Origin of the sequence: Blautia sp. BIOML-A1 (assembly GCF_009883055.1) — a bacterium.
Lineage (GTDB): Bacteria > Bacillota > Clostridia > Lachnospirales > Lachnospiraceae > Blautia_A.
Genome location: NZ_WWVR01000019.1, coordinates 35,632 through 57,476, shown reverse-complemented (window position 1 = coordinate 57,476; position 21,845 = coordinate 35,632). Strand labels below are relative to the sequence as shown.

22 protein-coding genes are annotated in these 21,845 nt (G+C 43.6%); 15 read left to right on the top strand and 7 right to left on the bottom strand.

The window, feature by feature from the left end:
- Nucleotides 1–27: 27 nt before the first annotated feature.
- Complete coding sequence (locus GT674_RS17410) at nucleotides 28–408, bottom strand: IS200/IS605 family accessory protein TnpB-related protein (RefSeq protein WP_442859858.1); 381 nt, start codon at nucleotides 406–408, stop codon at nucleotides 28–30.
- 19 nt (nucleotides 409–427) lie between these two features.
- Nucleotides 428–1,180, bottom strand: coding sequence for an RNA-guided endonuclease InsQ/TnpB family protein (locus GT674_RS17405; protein ID WP_442859857.1), 753 nt, complete (start codon nucleotides 1,178–1,180; stop codon nucleotides 428–430).
- Between the two features lie 375 nt (nucleotides 1,181–1,555).
- On the opposite strand from GT674_RS17405, the gene GT674_RS10020 reads away from it, so the two are divergent.
- Complete coding sequence (locus tag GT674_RS10020; protein ID WP_161285561.1) at nucleotides 1,556–2,044, top strand: DUF4867 family protein; 489 nt, start codon at nucleotides 1,556–1,558, stop codon at nucleotides 2,042–2,044.
- A 43-nt stretch (nucleotides 2,045–2,087) separates the two neighbouring features.
- Here the strand turns inward: GT674_RS10020 and GT674_RS10015 are convergent, their stop codons facing one another.
- Nucleotides 2,088–3,248, bottom strand: coding sequence for a YibE/F family protein (locus tag GT674_RS10015; protein WP_161285560.1), 1,161 nt, complete (start codon nucleotides 3,246–3,248; stop codon nucleotides 2,088–2,090).
- A gap of 16 nt (nucleotides 3,249–3,264) precedes the next feature.
- The gene (locus GT674_RS10010) at nucleotides 3,265–4,884 is read right to left on the bottom strand and encodes a purple acid phosphatase family protein (protein ID WP_161285559.1); all 1,620 of its coding nucleotides are present in this window, start codon (nucleotides 4,882–4,884) and stop codon (nucleotides 3,265–3,267) included.
- Between the two features lie 282 nt (nucleotides 4,885–5,166).
- Between GT674_RS10010 and GT674_RS10005 the strand changes: the two genes are divergently transcribed.
- From GT674_RS10005 to GT674_RS09995, 3 genes are all read left to right on the top strand, one after another.
- Nucleotides 5,167–5,871 carry a YjjG family noncanonical pyrimidine nucleotidase gene (locus GT674_RS10005; RefSeq protein ID WP_161285558.1) on the top strand — a complete coding sequence of 235 codons (705 nt, stop codon included), beginning with the start codon at nucleotides 5,167–5,169 and terminating at the stop codon, nucleotides 5,869–5,871.
- A gap of 16 nt (nucleotides 5,872–5,887) precedes the next feature.
- The gene (locus tag GT674_RS10000) at nucleotides 5,888–6,307 is read left to right on the top strand and encodes an SseB family protein (protein WP_161285557.1); all 420 of its coding nucleotides are present in this window, start codon (nucleotides 5,888–5,890) and stop codon (nucleotides 6,305–6,307) included.
- Nucleotides 6,308–6,419: 112 nt separating this feature from the next.
- Nucleotides 6,420–6,878: a ferritin-like domain-containing protein gene (locus tag GT674_RS09995; protein WP_161285556.1), complete on the top strand. Its 459-nt coding sequence runs from the start codon at nucleotides 6,420–6,422 to the stop codon at nucleotides 6,876–6,878.
- 56 nt (nucleotides 6,879–6,934) lie between these two features.
- Here the strand turns inward: GT674_RS09995 and GT674_RS09990 are convergent, their stop codons facing one another.
- On the bottom strand, nucleotides 6,935–7,897 hold the full coding sequence (locus GT674_RS09990) for an aldo/keto reductase (RefSeq protein WP_161285555.1): 963 nt from the start codon (nucleotides 7,895–7,897) through the stop codon (nucleotides 6,935–6,937).
- 225 nt (nucleotides 7,898–8,122) lie between these two features.
- Between GT674_RS09990 and GT674_RS09985 the strand changes: the two genes are divergently transcribed.
- The 6 genes from GT674_RS09985 to GT674_RS09960 all read left to right on the top strand — a co-directional run bounded on the left by GT674_RS09985 (nucleotide 8,123) and on the right by GT674_RS09960 (nucleotide 13,968).
- Entirely contained in the window at nucleotides 8,123–8,986 is an 864-nt protein-coding gene (locus GT674_RS09985; protein ID WP_161285554.1) for a substrate-binding domain-containing protein, read from the top strand.
- Between the two features lie 129 nt (nucleotides 8,987–9,115).
- Nucleotides 9,116–9,973 (top strand): phosphate ABC transporter permease subunit PstC, encoded by an 858-nt coding sequence (pstC, locus tag GT674_RS09980; protein WP_161285553.1) that lies wholly within the window; start codon nucleotides 9,116–9,118, stop codon nucleotides 9,971–9,973.
- Between the two features lie 31 nt (nucleotides 9,974–10,004).
- Nucleotides 10,005–10,868 (top strand): phosphate ABC transporter permease PstA, encoded by an 864-nt coding sequence (gene pstA / locus GT674_RS09975; protein ID WP_373090335.1) that lies wholly within the window; start codon nucleotides 10,005–10,007, stop codon nucleotides 10,866–10,868.
- A 6-nt stretch (nucleotides 10,869–10,874) separates the two neighbouring features.
- On the top strand, nucleotides 10,875–11,633 hold the full coding sequence (gene pstB, locus GT674_RS09970; protein WP_161285551.1) for a phosphate ABC transporter ATP-binding protein PstB: 759 nt from the start codon (nucleotides 10,875–10,877) through the stop codon (nucleotides 11,631–11,633).
- A 2-nt stretch (nucleotides 11,634–11,635) separates the two neighbouring features.
- Entirely contained in the window at nucleotides 11,636–12,298 is a 663-nt protein-coding gene (gene phoU, locus GT674_RS09965) for a phosphate signaling complex protein PhoU (RefSeq protein ID WP_161285550.1), read from the top strand.
- The gene (locus GT674_RS09960) at nucleotides 12,295–13,968 is read left to right on the top strand and encodes a sensor histidine kinase (protein ID WP_161285549.1); all 1,674 of its coding nucleotides are present in this window, start codon (nucleotides 12,295–12,297) and stop codon (nucleotides 13,966–13,968) included. Before phoU ends, GT674_RS09960 begins: the two co-directional genes overlap by 4 nt.
- Before the next feature lie 44 nt (nucleotides 13,969–14,012).
- Here the strand turns inward: GT674_RS09960 and GT674_RS09955 are convergent, their stop codons facing one another.
- Together GT674_RS09955 and GT674_RS09950 are read right to left on the bottom strand one after the other, a co-directional pair.
- On the bottom strand, nucleotides 14,013–14,201 hold the full coding sequence (locus GT674_RS09955; RefSeq protein WP_161285548.1) for a hypothetical protein: 189 nt from the start codon (nucleotides 14,199–14,201) through the stop codon (nucleotides 14,013–14,015).
- Nucleotides 14,202–14,270: 69 nt separating this feature from the next.
- The gene (locus tag GT674_RS09950; protein ID WP_161285547.1) at nucleotides 14,271–15,131 is read right to left on the bottom strand and encodes a class I SAM-dependent methyltransferase; all 861 of its coding nucleotides are present in this window, start codon (nucleotides 15,129–15,131) and stop codon (nucleotides 14,271–14,273) included.
- A gap of 358 nt (nucleotides 15,132–15,489) precedes the next feature.
- Here GT674_RS09950 and GT674_RS09945 point away from each other — a divergent pair, with 358 nt between their 5' ends.
- The 5 genes from GT674_RS09945 (at nucleotide 15,490) to GT674_RS09925 (ending at nucleotide 21,676) form a co-directional block, all read left to right on the top strand.
- On the top strand, nucleotides 15,490–16,779 hold the full coding sequence (locus tag GT674_RS09945; protein WP_161285546.1) for an aminotransferase: 1,290 nt from the start codon (nucleotides 15,490–15,492) through the stop codon (nucleotides 16,777–16,779).
- Between the two features lie 59 nt (nucleotides 16,780–16,838).
- Nucleotides 16,839–18,254 carry a L,D-transpeptidase family protein gene (locus GT674_RS09940; protein ID WP_161285545.1) on the top strand — a complete coding sequence of 472 codons (1,416 nt, stop codon included), beginning with the start codon at nucleotides 16,839–16,841 and terminating at the stop codon, nucleotides 18,252–18,254.
- Between the two features lie 86 nt (nucleotides 18,255–18,340).
- Nucleotides 18,341–19,375: a D-alanine--D-alanine ligase family protein gene (locus GT674_RS09935; RefSeq protein WP_161285544.1), complete on the top strand. Its 1,035-nt coding sequence runs from the start codon at nucleotides 18,341–18,343 to the stop codon at nucleotides 19,373–19,375.
- Nucleotides 19,376–19,439: 64 nt separating this feature from the next.
- Nucleotides 19,440–20,810 (top strand): UDP-N-acetylmuramoyl-tripeptide--D-alanyl-D-alanine ligase, encoded by a 1,371-nt coding sequence (locus tag GT674_RS09930; RefSeq protein WP_161285543.1) that lies wholly within the window; start codon nucleotides 19,440–19,442, stop codon nucleotides 20,808–20,810.
- 239 nt (nucleotides 20,811–21,049) lie between these two features.
- Nucleotides 21,050–21,676, top strand: a complete 627-nt coding sequence (locus GT674_RS09925; protein ID WP_161285542.1) for a hypothetical protein — start codon at nucleotides 21,050–21,052, stop codon at nucleotides 21,674–21,676.
- Nucleotides 21,677–21,845 lie beyond the last annotated feature (169 nt).

The following is a 21,845-nucleotide window of genomic DNA, read 5'->3' as shown; positions in this document are numbered from 1 at the left end:
ATGACACCAATACTGCTTGCCTTTCGGCTATGCAGCTACTTTTATTATTTCTGGATTCTTTAGTCCGGTTACGGACAGTTCCTTCTGTTTTCCGGATACGGAAAGATATTTCCGCAGGATATTAAACGCGCCTACTGCATCTGCATTGTATCTTACTCCGTCAGTTATATACATGCCCCGTTCTTTTCGGTTTGATGCTTCTGCATATCTTTTTGATACTTCTGGTGATAACGGGCTACACTGGCTGGTATAGCTTTCTTCCTGCTTGATCAATTGAATCCCATACAGTTTCAACTTATATTCCAGCATGATGTATAGTTTGTTATATGGCAGTCCGTGAAACTTCTGGTTGGTCTTGTGTCCCATATCTTTTTCTTTACGGATATTTCGGATGTTCCCCACAATCATACAGCGGATGTCTTCTTTTCTACAGNACTGCATTCTGCTTTTTCCTGTAAAGTCTCTGGATATGTTTCGATGATTTTGGATATTTTATTCCTCTTTCCGATTGCTGTGCATACCATACAGACTGCACTCTGGCGATCTCTTTATGAAAATATCTTTCCAGAGAAAGATATTTTCTTCCCAGAATAAAAGTCCTGCCATTTCCAGAATCATAGCAGGTCATCAGATTATGAAGTCCCAGATCAATCGATAAATAATGTCCATTCTGAGAAAGCTGCTCCGGTTCTTCAATCTCATAGATAACAATAAGGTCGTATTTTCCATTTTCCGGCGGATAGATCCGCAGCTGCTTTATATGATCCATGTTCCTGAAAATCTTATTTTCAAGATATAGAAATTTTTCATGGATCCCGTATGTTTCTTCCATGTAGCTTTTCAGTTCCTTTGGCAGAGACAGCCTCAGCTGGTCCGAACCTTTCTCATGCCTGATCCCCATCTGCATGTATGTGACCGGTATATTTCCCTGTTTAAAACGGGGCGGATTTGGATCTTTGATCCCTCCGGTCTTTTTCAGGACATAAAAAGATTTCCATGCTTTATCCAGCTGCTTGCAGGTCTCCTGCGCTGTCTGTGACGGAAGCTGTTTATACCACAGATTTCCTTTATGTGCTTTTTTCTGATAATACCAGTCAGGATACTTTTCCAGTCTCAGTTCTTTATAATGACGCCGTTCATAGTTGCAGATATTCCAGAGTTTGGATGCTGCATAACACATATGCCCTATGATATTGGAATATTCCTGACTGATCTTTATGGATGTTTTATGTGACAGCAGCATCTCCATTCTCCTTTTGGTTCATAATTTCTACTATGGTTATAGCATAGCACAAAATGCTCTTGCTTTTCAATATAAATCTGGTCTGCTTTCTTTTGAAAACAAATACAAGAATCAGGAGATATAAGAAATCAATCTTTGTTGTTATATTTTTTGTGCGGATACGCACAATCCTGTGCTTTCATCTCGGTAATTGAATTGCAGAGGATTCCCACCTATTGTCCTAAATAGCTTGAGACTGTTTTTTTACTATGTTATACTGGATGTATTGAGAGAATCAACGGGGTTTTTATTAAAAAGAGGAGGCTTTTCTATATGAGAGAGGTAAAAGCAGTAAAAATTAACGCGGCAGATTTTGCACCGTATGGAACATTCTACAGCATGACAGAACCGGAGGGACATCCGCTGGAAGGTGAAATCCATAAATTTTATCCAGATCGTATTTCTGGTGCCTGTGTCGGAAGTATGGCATTTTCTCCGCTTGCTGTCCGCAAAGATGAGAGAATTATTAAAGCAGCGGAATATCATACAACTACATGGGAGGGAATTGTTGCGTTGGACGATGACATGATTATTCATGTTGCACCGGCATCCGGCGGCACACCTGTCCCGGAACTGACGAAGGCTTTTCTTGTGCCGAAGGGATACATGGTAAAACTGAATGCGGCAATCTGGCATCTCTGTCCGCTTCCGGCAAATAACGAAGTACTTCATGCAATGATCATTCTTCCGGAATGTACTTATGCAAATGACTGTACAGTAGTTGATTTTGACGAGAAGGACTGGTTTAAGATTACCGTATAAAAAGTCTCCGGGTTGAACCCGGAGACTTTTTTTTCCACGAAGATCATAATTTTACAGCAGTTTCTTTTCTGTGAAAAAGAATTGTACAGATCAGTACAGTAAGTGGAACGGAGAGTACGATTCCGAAACTTCCGGCAAGTCCCTGCATGATCGCAATACCAATATTGTTTGAGTTGATGATCTGCTGATATGGAAGATCATAGGCATAATCCAGAAGAAGCGTACTCACACTGCTTCCTGCGAATGCAAGAATCAGGGTATTACTGTCAGTTCCCATCATATCTCTTCCGACACGCATTCCGGCCTTAAACAGTTCCTTGCGTGTAAGGGAAGAATTCTGTTTGTAGATCTCATCAATGGCACTGCTGATGGACATGGCAACATCCATGACAGCACCGAGACAGGAAATCAGAAGCCCGGAAAAAAGAAGTCCGCCAACCTGGATCCGGTTGGTATTCCACAGAGTCATCAGCGTTTCAATATCAGATACATTGTAGCCGGAAATGCCGGATGCTTTGCTGAAGCACCATGCAGAGATACCGGCAAGAACAACACCTGCCAGGGTGCCCAGTGTAGCTGCACAGGTTTTCTTTGTCGGTCCGCCGATCAGATACATAGTGACCAGTGTGGTAAGAAAACAGATAAATACTGCTGACCAGAATGGTGAATATCCAAGATACACAAGCGGAAGATATACAAAGATCACGCAGAAAAAAGTAAAGATCAGGCCAAGACATCCTTTGATCCCCTGTTTACCGCCGATGATGCATAATGCAAGAAGATAAAGAAGGGCAAAGATGTAAATAACCCACTCACGATCCTGAGAGTAAACGCTGGCGATCGTGGTCTCACCGGCAACGCTCTGCATGACAATGACCTTCATTCCTACTGTGCAGGCTGCACCAAAAAGATAACCGGAGCTGCTGGTGACATCAAGTTCTTCTCCCTTTCGTACACCAGTGAGCATTTTTACCCGTACCTTCTGTTCTCCTACACGGGTTCCGTTGGAATCGAGATTATCCTGAAGGATTTCTGTGACTTTTCCCTTTTCAAATGTCTGCCCCGTCCGGACAACCAGTTCTGTTTTTTCTACCTGATTAAGCTTAAAGACAAAAACAGCGAACACACAGACAAGTAAAAGATAAATAAGATACCGGACTGCTTTTTTTCTGGAAAGCAGCCCGGTAAATCTGGTGTGAGTCATACGAGTTCAGATCCCCTTAATTTGCAGAATCGTCGGCTTCAGTATCAGAAGCATCTGTGGTGTCAGCAGATGTATCTGTACCGGATTTCTGGATGGTAAAAGTATCATCGATAGCTTCAGTTTTGCCATCATCGGTGATCTGGTAAGTGTCGATGGAGAAGGAATCAGCACTCATTGTGATGACGGAATAACTTGGAAGCCAGTTCTGGCTGCGTGCTGCTACATAATCCTGCTGTGTGGAGAGCAGTTCGTAATATTTGGAACCGGAAGCGGAGTTTGCTGTCATGTAAAGGATTCCCTGAGGATCTGTTACAGTATTTCCGTCTACATCCTCAATTGTATAGCAGTTGTTGTCCTCGTGGAATGCATCGAGAGCAGCCTGTGCATCAGTATTGCCTTCTTCCGGAGCAAGTGTGATCTGATCGCCGGTATCTACATTTGTAGCGTGATCCCAGTCATAGTCCGTGCCGTCTGCGTTTAAACTGAACTCATAGTTCTGATGAGTCTGTCCGTCACCGTAGAGCATTTTGGAACGGCTGTAGGTGTGGTCATGACCCTGGAGAACGACATCAATATCGTTAGCATCAAAGACAGGAGTAAGCTGGGTACGAAGGATCATACCATCTGTATCAGAATGATCAAGACCGGAGCCGTAAATATCCTGATGGATAGTTACGATACGCCATTTTGCATCCGGATATGCCTTTACAGCCTCCTCGATGGTTTTCTGATGCTCTGCCACGTTATAGTTGTTTGTATTAAGGACAATGAAAAGTCCTTTGCCATAGCTATAATAGTAATCACCGCCGGCAGCAGTTTTTCCGTTGTCTGTATTGTTCGGGTTGTTAAAATGGTAGGAGTAATCAGGATTCAGAGAGTCATGATTACCGATGGTTGTTGCTACCGGAAGGCTTTTCAGTGCGTCTGCACTCAGATAGGAGGCGTATTCCTCTTCTTTGGCTTCACCGGTTTTGTTTACCTGATCACCGGCAGAGATGACAAAGTTTACATCTGGATTTTCAGAAAGTGCGGTATTCAGTGTACGATTCCAGGAAAAGCCATCGTTCTCGGCAGCAGTATTAGCTTCACCGGATTCGTTGGTCAGTTCGGCACCATCCTGGGTCTGACCTTTGGAAGCACCAATCTGCGGATCGCCTACATAGAGGATTTTTACGGAATCTGTTTTCTGTGTTTTATATTCGCACACGTCTGTCTGCTGACCGTTTTTCTCTACTGTGTAGTAGTAGGTTGTCTCTGGTTCAAGTCCGGTTACAGTTACGTGATTATATTCATATGCTTTATCGCCGGTAAGTTCCTGATCTACATCGCCGGCAGTACCCTCGAAGGTTTCAAGATTGTCTTTATCGGTTCCGAAATGGACAACAGGAGTAGCAGTACTGTCACCTTTTTCGCTGTACCATGCAAAGTTAAGCTGTGTGTCATCTGCACCCGGAGTGAGAGATACTTTGGTAAAATCTGCTGCCGTATCTGCCCAGCTGGAAGTCCAGTCAGACCATCCGGAATCAGCACCGGTAACGCTGCTGTCTGTGTAGTGTTCTGTGGATGCATAAACGGAAGGACATACAGTTGTAATGGAACAAAGAGTTAAAAAACCGACAATCAATTTTCTTTTCATAATAATATAAACTCCTTTAAGAGATAGATAATTAAAATGTAATAGATATTTGTTGGATCCAATCCTTACCCTCAGTCGACGCTGTGAAGTATATCACTGTAATTTTCAGAAAACAATAGCATTTACGGAGGTTTGATTGAGATTTTACAGAATCTTCATATAAAAAATATCGACGCATTCAGTTCGGATTACAGAGAATGAAGGGAACAGAAGGCTTTTTGCTTGGAAACCTGTAAAATATGTGATATGGTAAGATGAAACAGAAAAAATGAGGAAAACTATATGAACCATAAGATAAGAGTTCTTTTTCTGGATATTGATAATACTCTGCTGGATTTTGATGCAGGTGCTGCATGGGGAATGGAGCAGTGCTTCCGGAAGGCAGGACTGGAATACAGATCAGAAATGTTTTCTGTATTTACAGAAGAAAACAACAAAATATGGCAGAGGATTGAGCGCAGAGAGCTGACTATGGACGATCTTTTTCATGTGCGCTGGCAGGCAATCCTTGCACATCTCGGACTGGAAGCGGATGGAGTCGAGATGGAAAAGGAATTCCGCAGACTGCTTCATCTGACTGCGATTCCGGTGGAAGGCGCAGAAGAACTTCTGGAATATTTATATAAGAAAGACTACTGTCTCTGTGCCGCAAGTAATGGTCCTTACGAGCAGCAGATCAATCGTCTGAAAAGTGCAGATATGCTGAAATATTTTGACTATTGCTTTGTTTCAGAAAAGATAGGGGCAGATAAGCCGGGAAAACAGTTTTTTGATGGTTGTATGAGGCTTCTTCCGGGAGTGCAGCCAGAAGAATGTATGATGATCGGAGATTCCCTGACAGCAGATATTGCAGGCGGGAAACTCTATGGGATGTCCACCTGCTGGTATGTGCCTTCGGTGGAAAAATATAACGAAGAAAAATCAAAAAGTGGAAAACCGGCAGAGTATATTATCCATGAATTGAGAGAACTAAAAAATATTCTGTAAAAGAAGAGGAAAAAACATGAACAATAACACAGACAAAGGATTACAGGGCAACGAAAAAATAGAAGAGGCGATTGCGGGACTTCAAAAAGAAACCACACAGGAAATGCTGGCACATACGCTTACCGTGATCCGCCGCTGTATGAAAGCGGACGGTCAGTTCATCATTGCTGTGGAACCACCAAAGGGAGATGGACAGATCCGACTGGAAGCGATCAAAACAGAGGATGGAAGAAGTTGGTGGGCAGCATTTACCAGTTTTGAGGAAGAACTGAAAGGGGGCGGAAATGTCAAATCTACATTTCTTACAGATATTGACAGATTATTTGAAACCGCACTTACTGCAGATGAAATCGAAGGTGTGATCCTTAATCCCTGGAACCGTACGATCATGTTGGATAAATACCTGATCAAGGTGATTCTGGGAAAAAATATATAAGATTTTTTCTGAAATAAGTCTATAAAATTTTATCATAAGTTCAGGTATAATATTTCCCATCACAGCAGATACTGTCATCGTATTGCAAAATCAAAGAGAGGAAGCGTATACGATGATATTAAAAGAAAAGGAACGTACCACGATTGAAGACTTACAGACACAGGAAAAAAGCTGCATTGAAAAATACGGAAGATATGCGCAGCAGGCGAAAGATCCTGAACTGAAGAATCTTTTTCAGATTCTGGAAAAGAAGGAAAGAGAACATTATGATTCTCTTGACCGTGTACTCAGAGGAGAAGTCCCGCAGTGTAACTGCAACGACAATGCAGGGAAAGAGTATCAGCCGAAGGCTGCCTATACGGCGATGAGTTCCCCGGAGGACAAACAGCTGGATGCTTTTCTGGCAACGGACTGTATTGCGTCAGAAAAGCTGGTATCAGGAGAATACAATTCAAATGTATTTGCTTTTGGTGACAGTGGAGTGCGTAAACTGCTCGCAGATATTCAGGTAGAAGAACAGAATCACGCAGAGATGCTGTATAAATACAAAACAGTAAACGGGATGGCATAAGACAACAGAAGAAGAGGGCACAGCTCAGATAAAATGAGCTGTGCCCTTTTTGCAAATTACACTTCAGGATAATATTCTCTGAGGAATGGAATGGAGAAGGTTTCCATGGCTTCTCTAAGATCCGCCGTATTTCGTGGTCCGTAAAGTGGCAGGCAGGTAAAATCACGGCAGGTCAGATATCCCAGAATGGCCTGAGTCAGAGAAATCTGATATTCTTCCATTAGTCCGTGAAGTCCTTCGGCAATCTTGAGATTCTCAGGAGTATAGTATTCGGAATCTTTTACAGCGGCTGTTCCGTCGGCATATAATTTATGGAAAAATCCACTGCACACAGACATATATGGCATGGCCAGATTCTGAGGATTTTCTGCGTGATACTTCTGCATCTCCTGATCCATGATGGCCAGGGTGTCATCTGCAGGCGGACGCATGGAGGAGGAACCGATATTAAACAATGCCTCATTTGCCGTGAAACCGCGGTATCCTTTGGATGCGGCATAGACATCTGCTTCTTTCATACGTGCGGTACTCCAGTTGGAGCAGCCATAGTAACGGATTTTTCCCTCTTTTCGGAAATTTTCCATTATTTCAATTAATTCTCCTGCAGGAATCGCTTCATTATCTCTGTGATAAAAATAAATATCAATATAATCTGTGCCAAGTGCACGAAGAGAAAGTTCCAGATCTGTACGCATGTTTTCAGTAGAAATCCGTGAAGCGTGCATATCAGGGGTGGCAGAAGTCATATCCGGATGTCCGCCCTTGGTGAGTAATATAACGTCATGACGCTTTCCGCTCTGACGGAGCCACTGACCAAGTACACGCTCACTGCGTCCGATCTCAGAAGGAATCCAGTCAGAATAGACGCGGGCAGTATCATAAACATTGCCGCCCATATCCAGAAAAGCATCAAAAATCCGGTAAGCATCCTCGCCGTCCCATTTGATGCCGGCATTTACACAGCCCATTCCCATTGGAGAAAGTTCGAGATCTGTATTCATAAGAGTTATTTTTTTCATATAAATAAGTACCTTTCCTGTTGTGTGATATAAAAATAGAATCAGATATATCCTTATTATAAGCTATAGCCAGCGTACAGGTCAAAGTTTTTTGAAGGTTTCTATTTTACAAAGATTTTACAGGGTTACGATTTTGTATTTTACTTTTCCTCCATATAATTGCACTTGTCAATGAGGAAAACAAAAAAATTAAATAAAGCAAAATCAAGAGGAGAGTTATTTATTATGAAGAAAAAATTTCTTGCAATCGTAACAGCAGCACTTATTGGAACTACCGCTTTCGCATCTGTAGCAAACGCAGCAAGCGGAACCATTGATGTAATTTCCCGTGAAGATGGTTCAGGAACACGAGGAGCATTCATCGAGCTGTTTGGGATTGAAGAAAAACAGGGTGATGAAAAAGTAGATATGACAACAGAGGATGCAAGCATCACAAACAGCACTTCCGTTATGATGACAACTGTATCAGGTGATGAGAATGCAATCGGATATATTTCCCTTGGTTCTTTGAATGACACTGTAAAAGCAGTTAAGATCGACGGTGCTGAGGCATCCGCAGAGAATGTTGCAAATGATACATACAAAGTATCCCGTCCATTCAACATCGTAACAGGTGAGAAACTCAGCGATGCAGCTCAGGATTTTGAAAATTATATCATGAGTGCTGACGGACAGCAGATTGTAGAGGACAACGGATACATCAAAGTAGCAGATGATGCAAAAGCTTATGAGCAGAGCGATGCAGAGGGTAAAGTTGTTGTAGCTGGTTCTTCATCTGTAACACCGGTTATGGAAAAACTGAAAGAAGCCTATGAAAAAGCAAACGGCGGAAAAATCACAGTAGAAGTACAGCAGAGCGATTCTACAACAGGTATCACATCCGCAGCAGAAGGAATCTGCGATATCGGTATGGCTTCCCGTGAACTGAAAGATGAAGAAACAAGCGAAAATCTTACAGCAACAGAGATTGCAAGAGATGGTATCGCAGTTGTAGTAAACAATGACAATGACATTGATGATCTGACCAGTGATCAGGTAAAAGCTATCTTCACAGGTGAGACTACAGAGTGGGAAGACCTGGCTAAATAAGACATATACAGACTGACAGAACAGGGTGCCCGGTTTGTTCCGGGCTTCCTGTATGTCTGAGTACATTGATTGCATATAAAGGAAGCGCCAGCAGCGCATCCGCTAAGTTGGAGAGAGGAAGAGTCCTGTATGAATAAATTCAAAGAACAGGCCATGAAAATTGTATTTATGGTGGCTGCCTGTGCTTCTGTCCTGGCAGTATTTCTGATCTGTCTGTTCCTGTTTGCGAACGGACTTCCGGCCATCGCAAAGATAGGGCCGCTTAAGTTTCTTCTTGGAACCGTATGGAAACCATCCAATGACAAGTTTGGAATTTTTCCAATGATCATTGCAAGTATCTATGTGACAGGTGGAGCAATCCTGATCGGTGTTCCAATTGCACTGTTCACATCAGTATTTATGGCACGCTACTGTCCGCAGAAAATCTATCGTCCGCTGAAATCAGGAATTGAACTGATGGCTGGTGTACCGTCTATCGTATATGGATTTTTTGGTCTGGTCCTTATGGTGCCACTGATCAGAAGTACTTTTGGCGGCACCGGAACGAGCTGGCTGGCTGCTTCACTTCTGCTGGCAATTATGATTCTTCCGACGATTATCGGACCTACAGAATCCGCACTTAGAAGTGTTCCGGAAAGCTATTATGAAGGTTCTCTGGCACTGGGAGCAACAAAAGAAAGAAGCATTTTTATGGTTATGCTTCCGGCAGCGAAATCCGGTATCCTTGCAGCAGTTGTCCTTGGTATCGGACGTGCAATAGGTGAGACAATGGCAGTTATTATGGTAGCAGGAAACCAGGCAAGAATGCCGGTAGGACTGCTCAAAGGTCTTCGTACCATGACTGCAAACATCGTAACAGAAATGGGTTATGCTACAGGGCTTCACAGAGAAGCACTAATTGCAACAGGAGTAGTACTTTTCGTGTTTATCCTGATCATCAACCTGAGTCTTTCTTTACTGAACAGGAGGTCAGAACATGCAAACTAATGCAGCAGCAATAGATCCGGCGACGGAAAATATGGAAAAGAGAAATCAGACATCAGTATCGGACCGCATCCGTTCCTATCTGAGCCATCCAGGTTCAGGAGTGCTTGCACTTCTTACGATAGGAGCAGCAGTAATTACTTTTTCTGTGCTGATCTTCCTGGTAGCATATATCCTTGTCAAAGGTATCCCATATCTGACCCCAAGTCTTTTTAGTCTGGAGTATACCTCAGAGAATGTCTCTTTGATGCCTTCTCTTATCAATACCTTTATCATGACCGGATTGTCACTTGTGATTGCAGCACCACTTGGAATTTTTGCAGCAATTTATCTGGTAGAATATGCAAAAAAAGGCAACAAACTGGTACAGATCATCCGTATCACAGCGGAGACACTTTCCGGTATTCCGTCTATCGTATTTGGTCTGTTTGGTATGCTGTTTTTCGTAACAGCACTTCATTGGGGAATGTCTCTTCTGGCAGGTGCATGTACCCTTGTTATCATGGTACTTCCGCTTATTATGAGAACCTCTGAGGAGGCATTAAAGGCAGTTCCGGATTCTTACAGAGAGGCAAGCTTCGGACTGGGAGCAGGCAAGCTTCGTACGATTTTTACGATTGTGCTTCCTTCAGCAGTACCGGGAATCCTTGCAGGAATCATCCTTGCAATCGGACGTATCATTGGTGAGACAGCAGCACTTCTTTATACTTCCGGAACCGTTGCACAGGTTCCAAATCTGATGGGATCCGGACGTACACTGGCTCTTCATATGTATGTACTTTCCAGTGAAGGTCTCCATATGAATCAGGCATCTGCGACAGCAGTTATCATTCTCTTATTTGTATTAATCATTAACGGTTTGTCCGGTATGGTGGCAAAACGTATCGCGAAAGGATAACACGAAATGAACGATAATATTAAACTTTCTATAGAGGATATGAACCTTTTTTACGGAAATTTTCATGCACTGAAGGATATCAATATGCATATTCCGGAAAAAGAAATTACCGCTTTTATCGGACCAAGTGGATGTGGTAAATCCACCCTTCTGAAGTCCCTGAATCGAATGAATGACCTGGTAGAGGGCTGCAGGATCACCGGTAGAGTAGAACTTGACGGCGAGGATATCTATGGTGATATGGATGTCAATGGCCTTCGCAAAAGAGTCGGAATGGTATTCCAGAAACCGAATCCGTTTCCAATGAGCATCTATGATAATATCGCATATGGTCCAAGAACACATGGCATTCATTCCAAAGCAAAACTGGATGAGATTGTAGAAAAATCTCTTCGTGATGCAGCAATCTGGGATGAAGTAAAGGATCGTCTGAAAAAAAGTGCTCTCGGAATGTCTGGTGGACAGCAGCAGAGACTTTGTATCGCGAGAGCACTGGCAGTACAGCCAGAAGTTCTTCTGATGGATGAGCCGACCTCCGCTCTTGACCCGATTTCCACCTCCAAAATCGAGGAACTTGCAATGGAACTTAAGGGTGACTATACAATTGTCATTGTTACACATAATATGCAGCAGGCGACACGAATTTCTGATAAAACAGCTTTTTTTCTCCTGGGAGAAGTGGTAGAATTTAACGATACAGATACCTTGTTTTCCATGCCTAAGGACAAAAGAACTGAGGACTACATTACAGGGAGGTTTGGTTGATCATGGCGACACATTTCGAAAGGCAGCTTGAGGAACTTCATGTACAGATAATCACAATGGGAAGCCTCTGTGAGAAGGTGATCTCACTTTCCAACAGGGCAATCCGGGGAGATGACTGTGTCCGGGAAATTTTTGACACAGACAGAGAGATTGATACGAAAGAGCGTGAAATAGAGAATCACTGCATGCGTATTTTGCTTCATCAGCAGCCTGTAGCGAAGGATCTGCGGGAGGTTTCAGCAGCACTGAAAATGATTTCTGATATGGAACGTATAGGAGACCAGGCTGCAGATATCGCTGATCTCTCCAAGTTTATTGAGGTCAATCATGTAGAGGTTCCAGAACTGATCGGAAGCATGGCAGAGATGACAGTTCGCATGGTGACAGAGAGTATTGACGCGTTCGTAAAGAAAGATCTGAAGCTTTGCCGTAAGGTTATTGACGATGATGATCAGGTAGATGATGCATTTAATCAGGTCAAAGAAGAACTGGCGAAGCTGATGTATCAGAACCTGGATGCAAAGGCAGGACTTGATCTTCTTATGACGGCAAAATACATGGAGCGGATCGGAGATCATGCAGTAAATATTGCGGAGTGGGTTGAGTATGCACTCACCGGTGTCCACAGAAACAACGAACATCAAATGGGAGGCAGTCAAGCTTGACAAAGAAGATATTTAAATCGACTGTGCTGGTTTCGGCAATGATCCTGATGCTGGGAAGTGCCCTGGTAATGGGAATTCTGTATCGGTATTTTGGAAAACAATTAGATGGGGAGCTGGAAAAAGAGGCTTCCTATCTGGCGTATGGAGTAGAACAAAGCGGAGTAAATTATCTGGAGCATCTGAAGCAGAAGGATGCCCGTATTACCTACATTGATGCGTCGGGGAACGTGCTTTATGACAGCCAGGCGGACATATCTTCTATGGAAAACCACAGTGACCGTAAAGAGTTTGAAGAGGCAGTGCAAAAAGGACAGGGATACGCGGAACGAATGTCCAGTACACTGTCTGAAAAAACCGTTTATTATGCACGGAAGCTTACAGATGGAACAGTTCTCAGAGTAGCTGCAGTGCATTCTTCCATATTGACACTTATGCTTCAGCTTCTTCCTTCCGTGATAGGTGTTGCAATTGTGATGCTGATTTTTGCAGGAATTGCAGCGGCACGTATATCGGCCAAAATTGTTAAACCGATCAATACACTGGATCTTGACCATCCGGAAGATAATCAGATTTATGAGGAGGTGGGACCTCTTCTCAGCCGAATCCATAAACAGAATTATCAGATACAGATGCAGCTGGAAACAGCGAGACGTAATCAGGAAGAATTCCAGATCATTACCGAGAATATGCAGGAGGGGCTTCTGGTCATTGATGCATATACAATGATCCTCTCCGGAAATTCCAGTGTGTGGAGAATGTTCCAGTTACGAGAGCCGAAGATAGGTGACAGTGTATATTCCCTTGACCGAAATGAAGATTTTCGTAAAGTAATCGAAGATGTTCTCAAAGGACAGCATGGCAGTGCCATGCTGCAGCTTGATGGAGAATATGTTCAGCTCATCGCAAATCCGGTTTCCCGAGATGACAGAGTGGTAGGTGCAGTCCTGCTTCTGGTTAATGAGACTGAGAAGGTTGAAAGAGAAAATCTCAGAAGAGAGTTTTCGGCTAATGTGTCACATGAACTGAAAACACCTCTGACTTCTATTTCTGGTTTTGCAGAGATCATACAGGATGGCATAGTACAGGGAGAAGATGTACAGAAGTTTGCCGGAAGGATTTACCGGGAGGCACAGAGACTGATCCAGCTTGTTGAGGATACGATCAAGATCTCTCAGCTGGATGAGGGCGAAAATCCGTATGAATGGGAAAAAGTGGATGCCTATGCAGTTGTAAAAAATGTATGCGGAAATCTAAGAGACATTGCGGCAAAGAAAAACGTGCATCTTTTTATTGACGGCGAGAAACTGAATTTTTGTACAGTAAGACCTATTCTGGAAGAGGTCATTTATAACCTGTGCGATAATGGAATCAAATATAACCGGGAAGATGGTACAGTAAGTATTCATCTTCAGGAACTGAAAGACAGCGTGGAGATTAGAGTTAAGGACAATGGGATAGGAATTCCCAGAGAAGACTGCAGTAGAGTATTTGAAAGGTTTTATCGTGTAGATAAAAGCCATTCTAAGGCAATCGGTGGTACAGGACTGGGACTGTCGATCGTGAAGCATGGAGTTACCTTCCTTGGTGGTACACTTAAGATGTTCAGTGAAGAAGGCAAAGGTACGGAAATTACTATGACATTTCCAAAAGAACGAAAATCTAACGAATAAAAAGCAGGAGATGCGGGCAGGTTACTGTCAGCATCTCCTGTTTTTTAATAGCAATATGCGCCCTCGTAGCGTCCACAGGCGTCTTTTTTGTGAGAAAGTTCCTTGCAGGAGCTGCAGCGATCGCAGAATTCCTGCTCATAACAGGTTGCACAGATACAGTTCCCACAGCTGCTGCGGTCATAAGCCGGAGTACAGGTGTAGGGAAGAGTTTCTTTAGGTTTTTCTTCCTTCATGATATTCACCTCTCCTGAAACATTTTGATAACTGTATTATATATCTGTGTTTCAGGAGATTCAAGAAATTTATTTTGATTCCCACCGGCCGGAAGCACCACATGGAAGAACAAGTCCGCTGGCTGTTACTGGGAGACCGATTTCCTGAGAATCCACATGTCCGTTGAAGGATTTCAGTTCTGTTGACAACATATAAGTCAGAACAGCCGGTGCAAGTCCTGTAGTGTAGGAGTTGATCAGGAAAAACAGCGGATCCTGACTCAAAAGCTTCACACACAGTTTCACAAGAGGATGGATCGCATCCTCGATCTTCCAGATTTCACCTTTGGGTCCACGTCCGTAGGACGGAGGGTCCATAATAATGGCATCGTAATGATTACCACGGCGGATCTCACGCTCAACGAATTTTACACAGTCATCGACCAGCCAGCGGATCGGTGCCTCTGAGAGACCGGATGCGGCGGCATTTTCTTTTGCCCAGTTTACCATTCCCTTGGAAGCGTCTACATGGGTAACCTGTGCGCCGGCAGCAGCCGCTGCAAGAGTTGCACCTCCTGTGTAGGCAAAAAGATTCAATACTTTGATCGGACGTCCTGCATTGCGGATCTTGTCACCAAACCAGTCCCAGTTGACTGCCTGCTCCGGAAACAGTCCGGTATGCTTGAAGCTGAATGGTTTCAGGTGGAAGGTGAGATGTTTATAATGGAGATCCCACTGCTGAGGAAGATCAAAAAACTCCCATTCGCCGCCGCCCTTTTTGCTACGGTGATAATGTGCGTTCATGTTTTTCCAGCCCTTGCTTACCTTTGGGGTATCCCAGATAACCTGCGGATCCGGACGGACCAGGGTGTATTTGCCCCAGCGCTCCAGCTTTTCACCACAGGAAGCATCAATTACTTCGTATTCTTTCCAGTCATTTGCAATCCACATATATTATAACCTTTCCTGTAACTGTAAGGGTGTTGAACAGTTACCCTTTCTTTGTATGCATTTTATAGGAATCTTTTGAAGGATCCTGTCTATTCAGTATAGGTGAAACCGCAGGATTCTGCAAGCAAAACTGTCGCGTTTTGTGTATATGCCGTGTAGTTTATGCAGAATTTACACTTTATCACTCTGATTCGAGAAAATTTTTTATAAATACAGAGGCTGTGGGACTTGACAAGCAGGAATTTAGCATACTAAAATAGACGAGATAGTAAATCAGCTTAAAAGCTGGCGCTAAAGAAGAGGGAATTTAAATTTATGCCGGTACAGGATTCTGGGGACCGGCACGAGGAGGACAATTATGCAGAAGTACAGCGAAATGAGCAGAGAACAGCTGCTGGATCTGAAGAAAGAACTGGATAAGCAGTATGCAGATATCAAAGCACAGGGACTTGCCCTGGATATGTCACGTGGTAAACCGGCAGCAGATCAGCTGGATCTTTCTATGGAACTGATGGATGTTCTGTCAAGCAGCACAGATCTGAAATGTGAAACAGGGGTAGATTGTCGTAACTATGGAGTTATGGATGGTATTCCGGAGGCAAAGCGTCTTCTTGGAGAGATTTCTGAGGTATCACCGGAAAACATCATCATTTATGGTACTTCCAGTCTGAACGTTATGTTTGATACTGTGGCACGTTCTATGACACATGGTGTTATGGGAAATACACCATGGTGCAAGCTGGATAAGGTAAAATTCCTCTGCCCTGTTCCGGGATATGACCGCCATTTTAAGGTTACAGAGTTCTTTGGAATTGAGATGATCAATGTTCCGATGACTCCGCAGGGACCGGATATGGATATGGTTGAGAAACTGGTAAGTGAAGATCCGGCAATCAAGGGTATCTGGTGTGTTCCGAAATATTCCAATCCACAGGGATATACTTACTCAGAGGAAACAGTTAAACGTTTTGCTCGTCTGAAGCCGGCTGCACCGGATTTCCGTATCTACTGGGATAATGCTTACAGTGTACATCATCTCTATGACGATGAGAAGGAGCAGGATTTCCTTCTTGAAATTCTCGAAGAGTGTGCAAAAGCAGGAAATCCTGATATTGTTTATAAGTTTACTTCTACATCCAAGATCAGCTTCCCGGGTTCCGGTATCGCAGCAGTAGCTGCATCCAAGGCTAATCTGGATGATTTCCGTAAATATATGACTGTCCAGACTATCGGACATGATAAACTGAATCAGCTTCGTCATGTAAGATTCTTCAAGAATCTGGATGGCGTTCATGCACATATGAGCAAACATGCAGCAATTCTCCGTCCGAAATTCGAAATGGTAGAGGCAACTCTGGAAAAAGAACTCGGCGGACTTGGAATTGGAAGCTGGACCACACCGAAGGGTGGCTACTTTATTTCCTTTGAGTCTATGGACGGATGTGCAAAAGCAATCGTTGCCAAGGCAAAAGAAGCAGGCGTTGTTATGACAGGTGCGGGAGCAACTTATCCATATGGTAAAGATCCAAAAGACAGCAATATCCGTATTGCACCATCTTTCCCGCCACTTGAAGAGCTTGAAAAAGCAGCACAGGTATTTGTTGTCTGCGTTAAGCTTGCAAGTGTAGAGAAGCTTCTTGCTGAATAAGACATTTTTTGACCAGGCTGCTGTGAACGGAGTGAACAGTAACCATTTCAGGAGGCATCATGGCAGAAGAAAACAGAAAAATGAGCAAGGGAAGAAAGATACTGGTAGGCTTCATTGTTGTACTGTTTTTACTGAGCATCGGTGCCTACTTTTTTGGAGTATATTATTTTACAAAGCATTTCCTGCCGGGAACGCAGGTAAATGGTTTTAATTGTTCCTACATGACACAGGAAGAGACAGAAAAACTTCTGGCAGAAAAGACCAGAGTATACGTTCTTGCTGTTCAGACCAGAGGAAATGGTCAGGAGAGCATTTCAGCAGATCAGATCGATCTGAAATATACTTCAGATGGCAGTGTGAACAGGATGCTGCATAAGCAGAAACGTTTTCAGTGGTTTCTTGCATTCAGTCAGCATAAATCCTGGGAGGTTTCAGCATCAGTCAGCTATAATGAAAAGCTTTTTCAGAAGGCCGTAGATGATCTGAACTGCCTGAAGGACAATCAGGAACCCTCAGATGCGTACATAAAGGAAAATGAGGACGGGTTCGAAATTGTACCGGAAATAGAAGGCACAAAGGTTGACAGAGAGAAACTGCAGAAGGATATTTCTAATGCAGTTACAACGGGAAGAACAGTAGTAAATCTTGAAGTTGACGAATGCTATGTAAATCCGTTAATATATAGTGATGAGCTGAAAAGTGACTGTGAGCAGATGAATGAACTTACGGATGTTGTGATCACGTATGATTTCAGTGACCGAAAGGAAACGGTTGACAGGACTCTGATCAAAGAATGGCTTGGCAGAGATGAGGATGGCAGTCTGATCCTGGATAAAGATGCGATTGCGTCCTATGTAGGACAGCTTGCAGCGAAGTATGATACGGTTGGTACAGATCGTACTTTCTCGACGTATGATAACAGGGATATCACTGTATCCGGAGGCACTTATGGATGGCTGATCGACCAGCCAAAGGAGACCGACGCTTTATATCAGGCAATCCTTGATAAGAAAACTCAGGTGAGAGAACCTGTATATGCACAGAAGGCGGCAAGCCGTGATACGAATGATATCGGATATTCTTACGTGGAAGTCAGTCTGACAGATCGCAGACTTGTCCTTTATAAGAGCGGAACGCCTGTTGTGGATACCGGGATTGCAATCAGCAGCAGTACACCGGATGGTGTGTACTCGATCGAAGAAAAGAAGACAGGTGTATCTGTCGGAAATATGACCGCAGACTGCTGGCTGTCTTTTACGGATGATCTTGGTATTTATGGTGATCCGGGATTAAATCTCAGTGCGATAACAGACACAGAGGAGGACAGCTTTGGCAGTACGGATTATGTGGATTTCAGCTCAGATATGACAGACTGGACCGGCACAGAAGGCTGTATTGTACTGCCGGAAGAGGCTGCACAGGAACTGTATCAGAATGTAGAAACCGGCATGCCGGTGGTTGTTTATAAATTCTGAATGAATAACTACAAGTAAAAATGCTGCAGAGATTCAGAGGTGAATTTTTGCAGCAGTTTTTGCATTCTTTAAGGAGATGGAAGAATATGAAAATTGTTGTATTAGCAGGTGGAACCAGTACAGAAAGAGATGTCTCTATTGTATCAGGAACAGGAATCTGTCAGGCACTCAGACAGAAAGGTCATCAGGCAATTCTGGTGGATGTATTCTGTGGCCTTGAACCGGTAGACTGGGCAAATCCTTTTCCGGCAGAATATGATGTCGAAAAGGCGGCAGAGTATATCAAGAGCTTTAATTCCCAGATGAAAGAGTTAAAGAAAACCCGAAGAGATTTCTTTGGACCAAATGTCATTGAACTCTGCAAAAAAGCAGATTTTGTTTTCCTTGGACTTCACGGTGCGAACGGAGAAGACGGTAAATTACAGGCAGCCTTTGATCTGATGGGAATCCCTTATACCGGAACAGGATATTTAAGCAGTGCAATGGCGATGGATAAAGGTGTGACTAAAGCTATGTTTCAGATGAGAGGTGTGAGCACACCAGGCGGTAAATCCATGAAGAAAAAAGACCGCCAGGATTCTCTTGCAGCACTTGGTATGGAGTTTCCTGTAGTAGTTAAGACATGCTGTGGTGGTTCCAGTATTGGTGTTTATATTGTAGATGATCAGGAAGCTTACCAAAAAGCACTGGATGAGGCATTTGAATATGAGAATGAAGTAGTTGTAGAAGAGTTTATCAAGGGCGTGGAGTATACAGTTGCAGTGGTTGACGGAACGGCTTATCCGGTTGTTCAGATCGTCCCGAAAGAGGGATTCTATGATTATGAAAATAAATACAAACCAGGTGCAGTACAGGAGACCTGCCCGGCACCGATTTCCGAAGAACTGACAAAACGTCTTCAGGAAGCGGCCGTTGATGGTTATCATGCACTGGAGATGGAAAGCTATGCAAGACTTGATTTCATCGTGACAGAAGATGAGAAGATATACTGCCTGGAGGCAAATACACTTCCGGGAATGACTCCTACCAGTCTGATACCACAGGAGGCTGCCGTTCTTGGAATGGATTATCCTACTCTGTGCGAAGAATTGATTCGTGTATCACAGAAAAAATACGAATAAGGAAATATCATCACCGGAATGCCATGAACGCAAGGTGATATATGGATATGGAGAGGAAATCGATATGAAAAATCTTACTATAAAAAATCTTACAGAGGTCTGCTCCGGCATCTACCATGGTCCGGAAAACATAATGGACAGAGAGGTTTCATCCATTACCACAGACAGCCGCAAGATCGAAAAAGACAGTCTGTTTGTTCCAATCGTAGGGGAACGTGTGGATGCGCATCGTTTTATTGAGGATGTCATGAGCAAAGGGGCACTTGTAACACTGTCGGAACGAGAACTTAAGAATGCTGATTTTCCGTATATTCAGATAAATTCTTCCCTTCAGGCTGTGAAGGATATCGCAGAATTTTATCTGAAACAGCTTCAGATACCGGTTGTAGGGATTACAGGAAGCGTGGGAAAGACCAGTACCAAAGAGGTGATCGCGTCTGTTCTGAAGGAGAAATACCGCACTCTTAAGACACAGGGAAATTTTAACAACGAACTGGGACTTCCACTCACAGTTTTTCGCCTGAGAGAGGAAGATCAGATTGCTGTTCTGGAAATGGGAATCAGTGATTTTGGAGAGATGAGCCGGCTGACAAAGATTGCAAGGCCAGATACCTGTGTGATCACAAACATCGGAACCTGTCATCTGGAAAATCTTGGAGACCGTGACGGTGTGCTTAAAGCAAAGACTGAAATCTTTAAATGTATGAATCCGGAAGGACATATTGTCCTGAACGGTGATGATGACAAGCTTGCCTCAGTAAGCGAATACAATGGCATTAAACCGGTATTCTTTGGACTGGATGAAAATCGTGATGTTTACGCAGACCATATTGAAAGTAAGGGACTCAAAGGTGTAGCGTGCCGTATCCATCTCGGGGAAGCTGTTTTTGATGTTCTTGTTCCGACACCGGGAATTCATATGGTCTATAACGCACTGGCTGCCGCTGCTGTCGGACGCATCTATGGTCTTACCACGGAAGAAATCAAAAAGGGCATCGAAAGCCTTGAGACGATCCGTGGCCGTTTCAAAATGATAGAGACAGATAAATTCCTTGTGGTAGATGACTGCTATAATGCAAATCCAATGTCAATGAAGGCTTCGCTGGATGTTCTTCATGATGGAGAAGGCCGCAGAGTGGCAATTCTTGGAGATATGGGTGAGCTTGGAGAAAATGAGATTGCTCTTCATGAGGAGGTTGGAACTCATGCTGCACAGTGTGGAATAGATGCCTGCATCTGTGTCGGTGAACTTTCGGCACATATGGCAGAAGCGGCACGAAAGGCTGATCCGGATTTTGAGGTTATTTATGAAGAGAGCAGGGAAGCACTCCTTGAACATCTGAAAGATCTGGTTCAGAAGGGAGATACGATTCTCGTAAAAGCATCTCACTTTATGAAGTTTGAAGAGGTTGTTGAAGCACTGGAAAAAATGTAAAGATCTGGAATCCGTATATCTCGGATGAATATAAGAATAACGGAAACTCCCATTGAGTGGATGAATTCTCACGAAAAACAGAGAATTCAGCTGTTTACGGGAGTTTTTTGTATTTTCAAAGGAGAATTTGATGAACGATTTTTGTTTGCAGCAGATTCCTGGAGGTGTAGAATGTGAATTAACAGCAGAAAGAGCCGGAGCGGTGAAGCCGGACAGATTGTAAAAGCAAGGAGGGGCTTATGCTGGAGAAAATCATGGACCTGCAGATACTGTTTTGTATCATGGCTGCATCTGGTGCATCCGGTGCAGTCGGTATGCTGGCAGTACACCTTACTTACAGAAGAATTTTGCGAAGAACGAATGCGGTCACAAGTCTTAAGGAAAAATGGCTGAATCTCTGGAAGACAAGAGACAAACTGCTGAATCGAATGAATCTTCTGGTCTGGATCCCGTCTCTTTTATCAACGGGGTGTCTGGTATTGGCGGTATGGTTTGTGACAAGGCTTGACTGGACAGATGGACTGCCGCTTCGTTATCTCTATCTGGGCACAGTGATTCCGGTTGGTCTTATGATTCTCAGACAGGCACTGGATTTTGCTTACAGAGAAGAACTGGTGATGAATTCTCTTGCGGATTATATTTTGTCTGTGAAAACGCGAAGAGAAGAAACCGTCACTTCAAGAAAGTCAGAACCTGTCCCTGTCGTGCAGCCGGCAAAAGTGGATCCTGCACTTCAGGAGGAGATGGTGGAGAAGATCACAGCAAGTATCCGGCAGACTGCTGCTACCGGAAGTCATTTCAGCAAGATGCTTAGCCCGGAAGAAGAGGAGATTATGAGAGAGATCATCCGGGAATTCATGGAGTGACAGGAAACTCAGAGGAAATAGTTCTTGTAGGAAGGAGAGGTGTTTGTTATACTTTGAAGCATAACGGAAGCTGAGAAACTTGAGAATATGCGGCTGTAAAGAGGATAAACGCTACTGTGAACAGTTACGGATAAACAGCTGCAGACACACAAAATAAAGGGAGAAGAGT

Bases quoted from the DNA above. Each gene is read 5' to 3' on its own strand.
- GT674_RS17410 (WP_442859858.1), bottom strand. From the start codon at position 408: ATGATTGTGGGGAACATCCGAAATATCCGTAAAGAAAAAGATATGGGA.
- GT674_RS10020 (WP_161285561.1), top strand. From the start codon at position 1,556: ATGAGAGAGGTAAAAGCAGTAAAAATTAACGCGGCAGATTTTGCACCG.
- GT674_RS10015 (WP_161285560.1), bottom strand. From the start codon at position 3,248: ATGACTCACACCAGATTTACCGGGCTGCTTTCCAGAAAAAAAGCAGTC.
- GT674_RS10010 (WP_161285559.1), bottom strand. From the start codon at position 4,884: ATGAAAAGAAAATTGATTGTCGGTTTTTTAACTCTTTGTTCCATTACA.
- GT674_RS10005 (WP_161285558.1), top strand. From the start codon at position 5,167: ATGAACCATAAGATAAGAGTTCTTTTTCTGGATATTGATAATACTCTG.
- GT674_RS10000 (WP_161285557.1), top strand. From the start codon at position 5,888: ATGAACAATAACACAGACAAAGGATTACAGGGCAACGAAAAAATAGAA.
- GT674_RS09995 (WP_161285556.1), top strand. From the start codon at position 6,420: ATGATATTAAAAGAAAAGGAACGTACCACGATTGAAGACTTACAGACA.
- GT674_RS09990 (WP_161285555.1), bottom strand. From the start codon at position 7,897: ATGAAAAAAATAACTCTTATGAATACAGATCTCGAACTTTCTCCAATG.
- GT674_RS09985 (WP_161285554.1), top strand. From the start codon at position 8,123: ATGAAGAAAAAATTTCTTGCAATCGTAACAGCAGCACTTATTGGAACT.
- pstC (WP_161285553.1), top strand. From the start codon at position 9,116: ATGAATAAATTCAAAGAACAGGCCATGAAAATTGTATTTATGGTGGCT.
- pstA (WP_373090335.1), top strand. From the start codon at position 10,005: ATGGAAAAGAGAAATCAGACATCAGTATCGGACCGCATCCGTTCCTAT.
- pstB (WP_161285551.1), top strand. From the start codon at position 10,875: ATGAACGATAATATTAAACTTTCTATAGAGGATATGAACCTTTTTTAC.
- phoU (WP_161285550.1), top strand. From the start codon at position 11,636: ATGGCGACACATTTCGAAAGGCAGCTTGAGGAACTTCATGTACAGATA.
- GT674_RS09955 (WP_161285548.1), bottom strand. From the start codon at position 14,201: ATGAAGGAAGAAAAACCTAAAGAAACTCTTCCCTACACCTGTACTCCG.
- GT674_RS09950 (WP_161285547.1), bottom strand. From the start codon at position 15,131: ATGTGGATTGCAAATGACTGGAAAGAATACGAAGTAATTGATGCTTCC.
- GT674_RS09945 (WP_161285546.1), top strand. From the start codon at position 15,490: ATGCAGAAGTACAGCGAAATGAGCAGAGAACAGCTGCTGGATCTGAAG.
- GT674_RS09940 (WP_161285545.1), top strand. From the start codon at position 16,839: ATGGCAGAAGAAAACAGAAAAATGAGCAAGGGAAGAAAGATACTGGTA.
- GT674_RS09935 (WP_161285544.1), top strand. From the start codon at position 18,341: ATGAAAATTGTTGTATTAGCAGGTGGAACCAGTACAGAAAGAGATGTC.
- GT674_RS09930 (WP_161285543.1), top strand. From the start codon at position 19,440: ATGAAAAATCTTACTATAAAAAATCTTACAGAGGTCTGCTCCGGCATC.
- GT674_RS09925 (WP_161285542.1), top strand. From the start codon at position 21,050: ATGCTGGAGAAAATCATGGACCTGCAGATACTGTTTTGTATCATGGCT.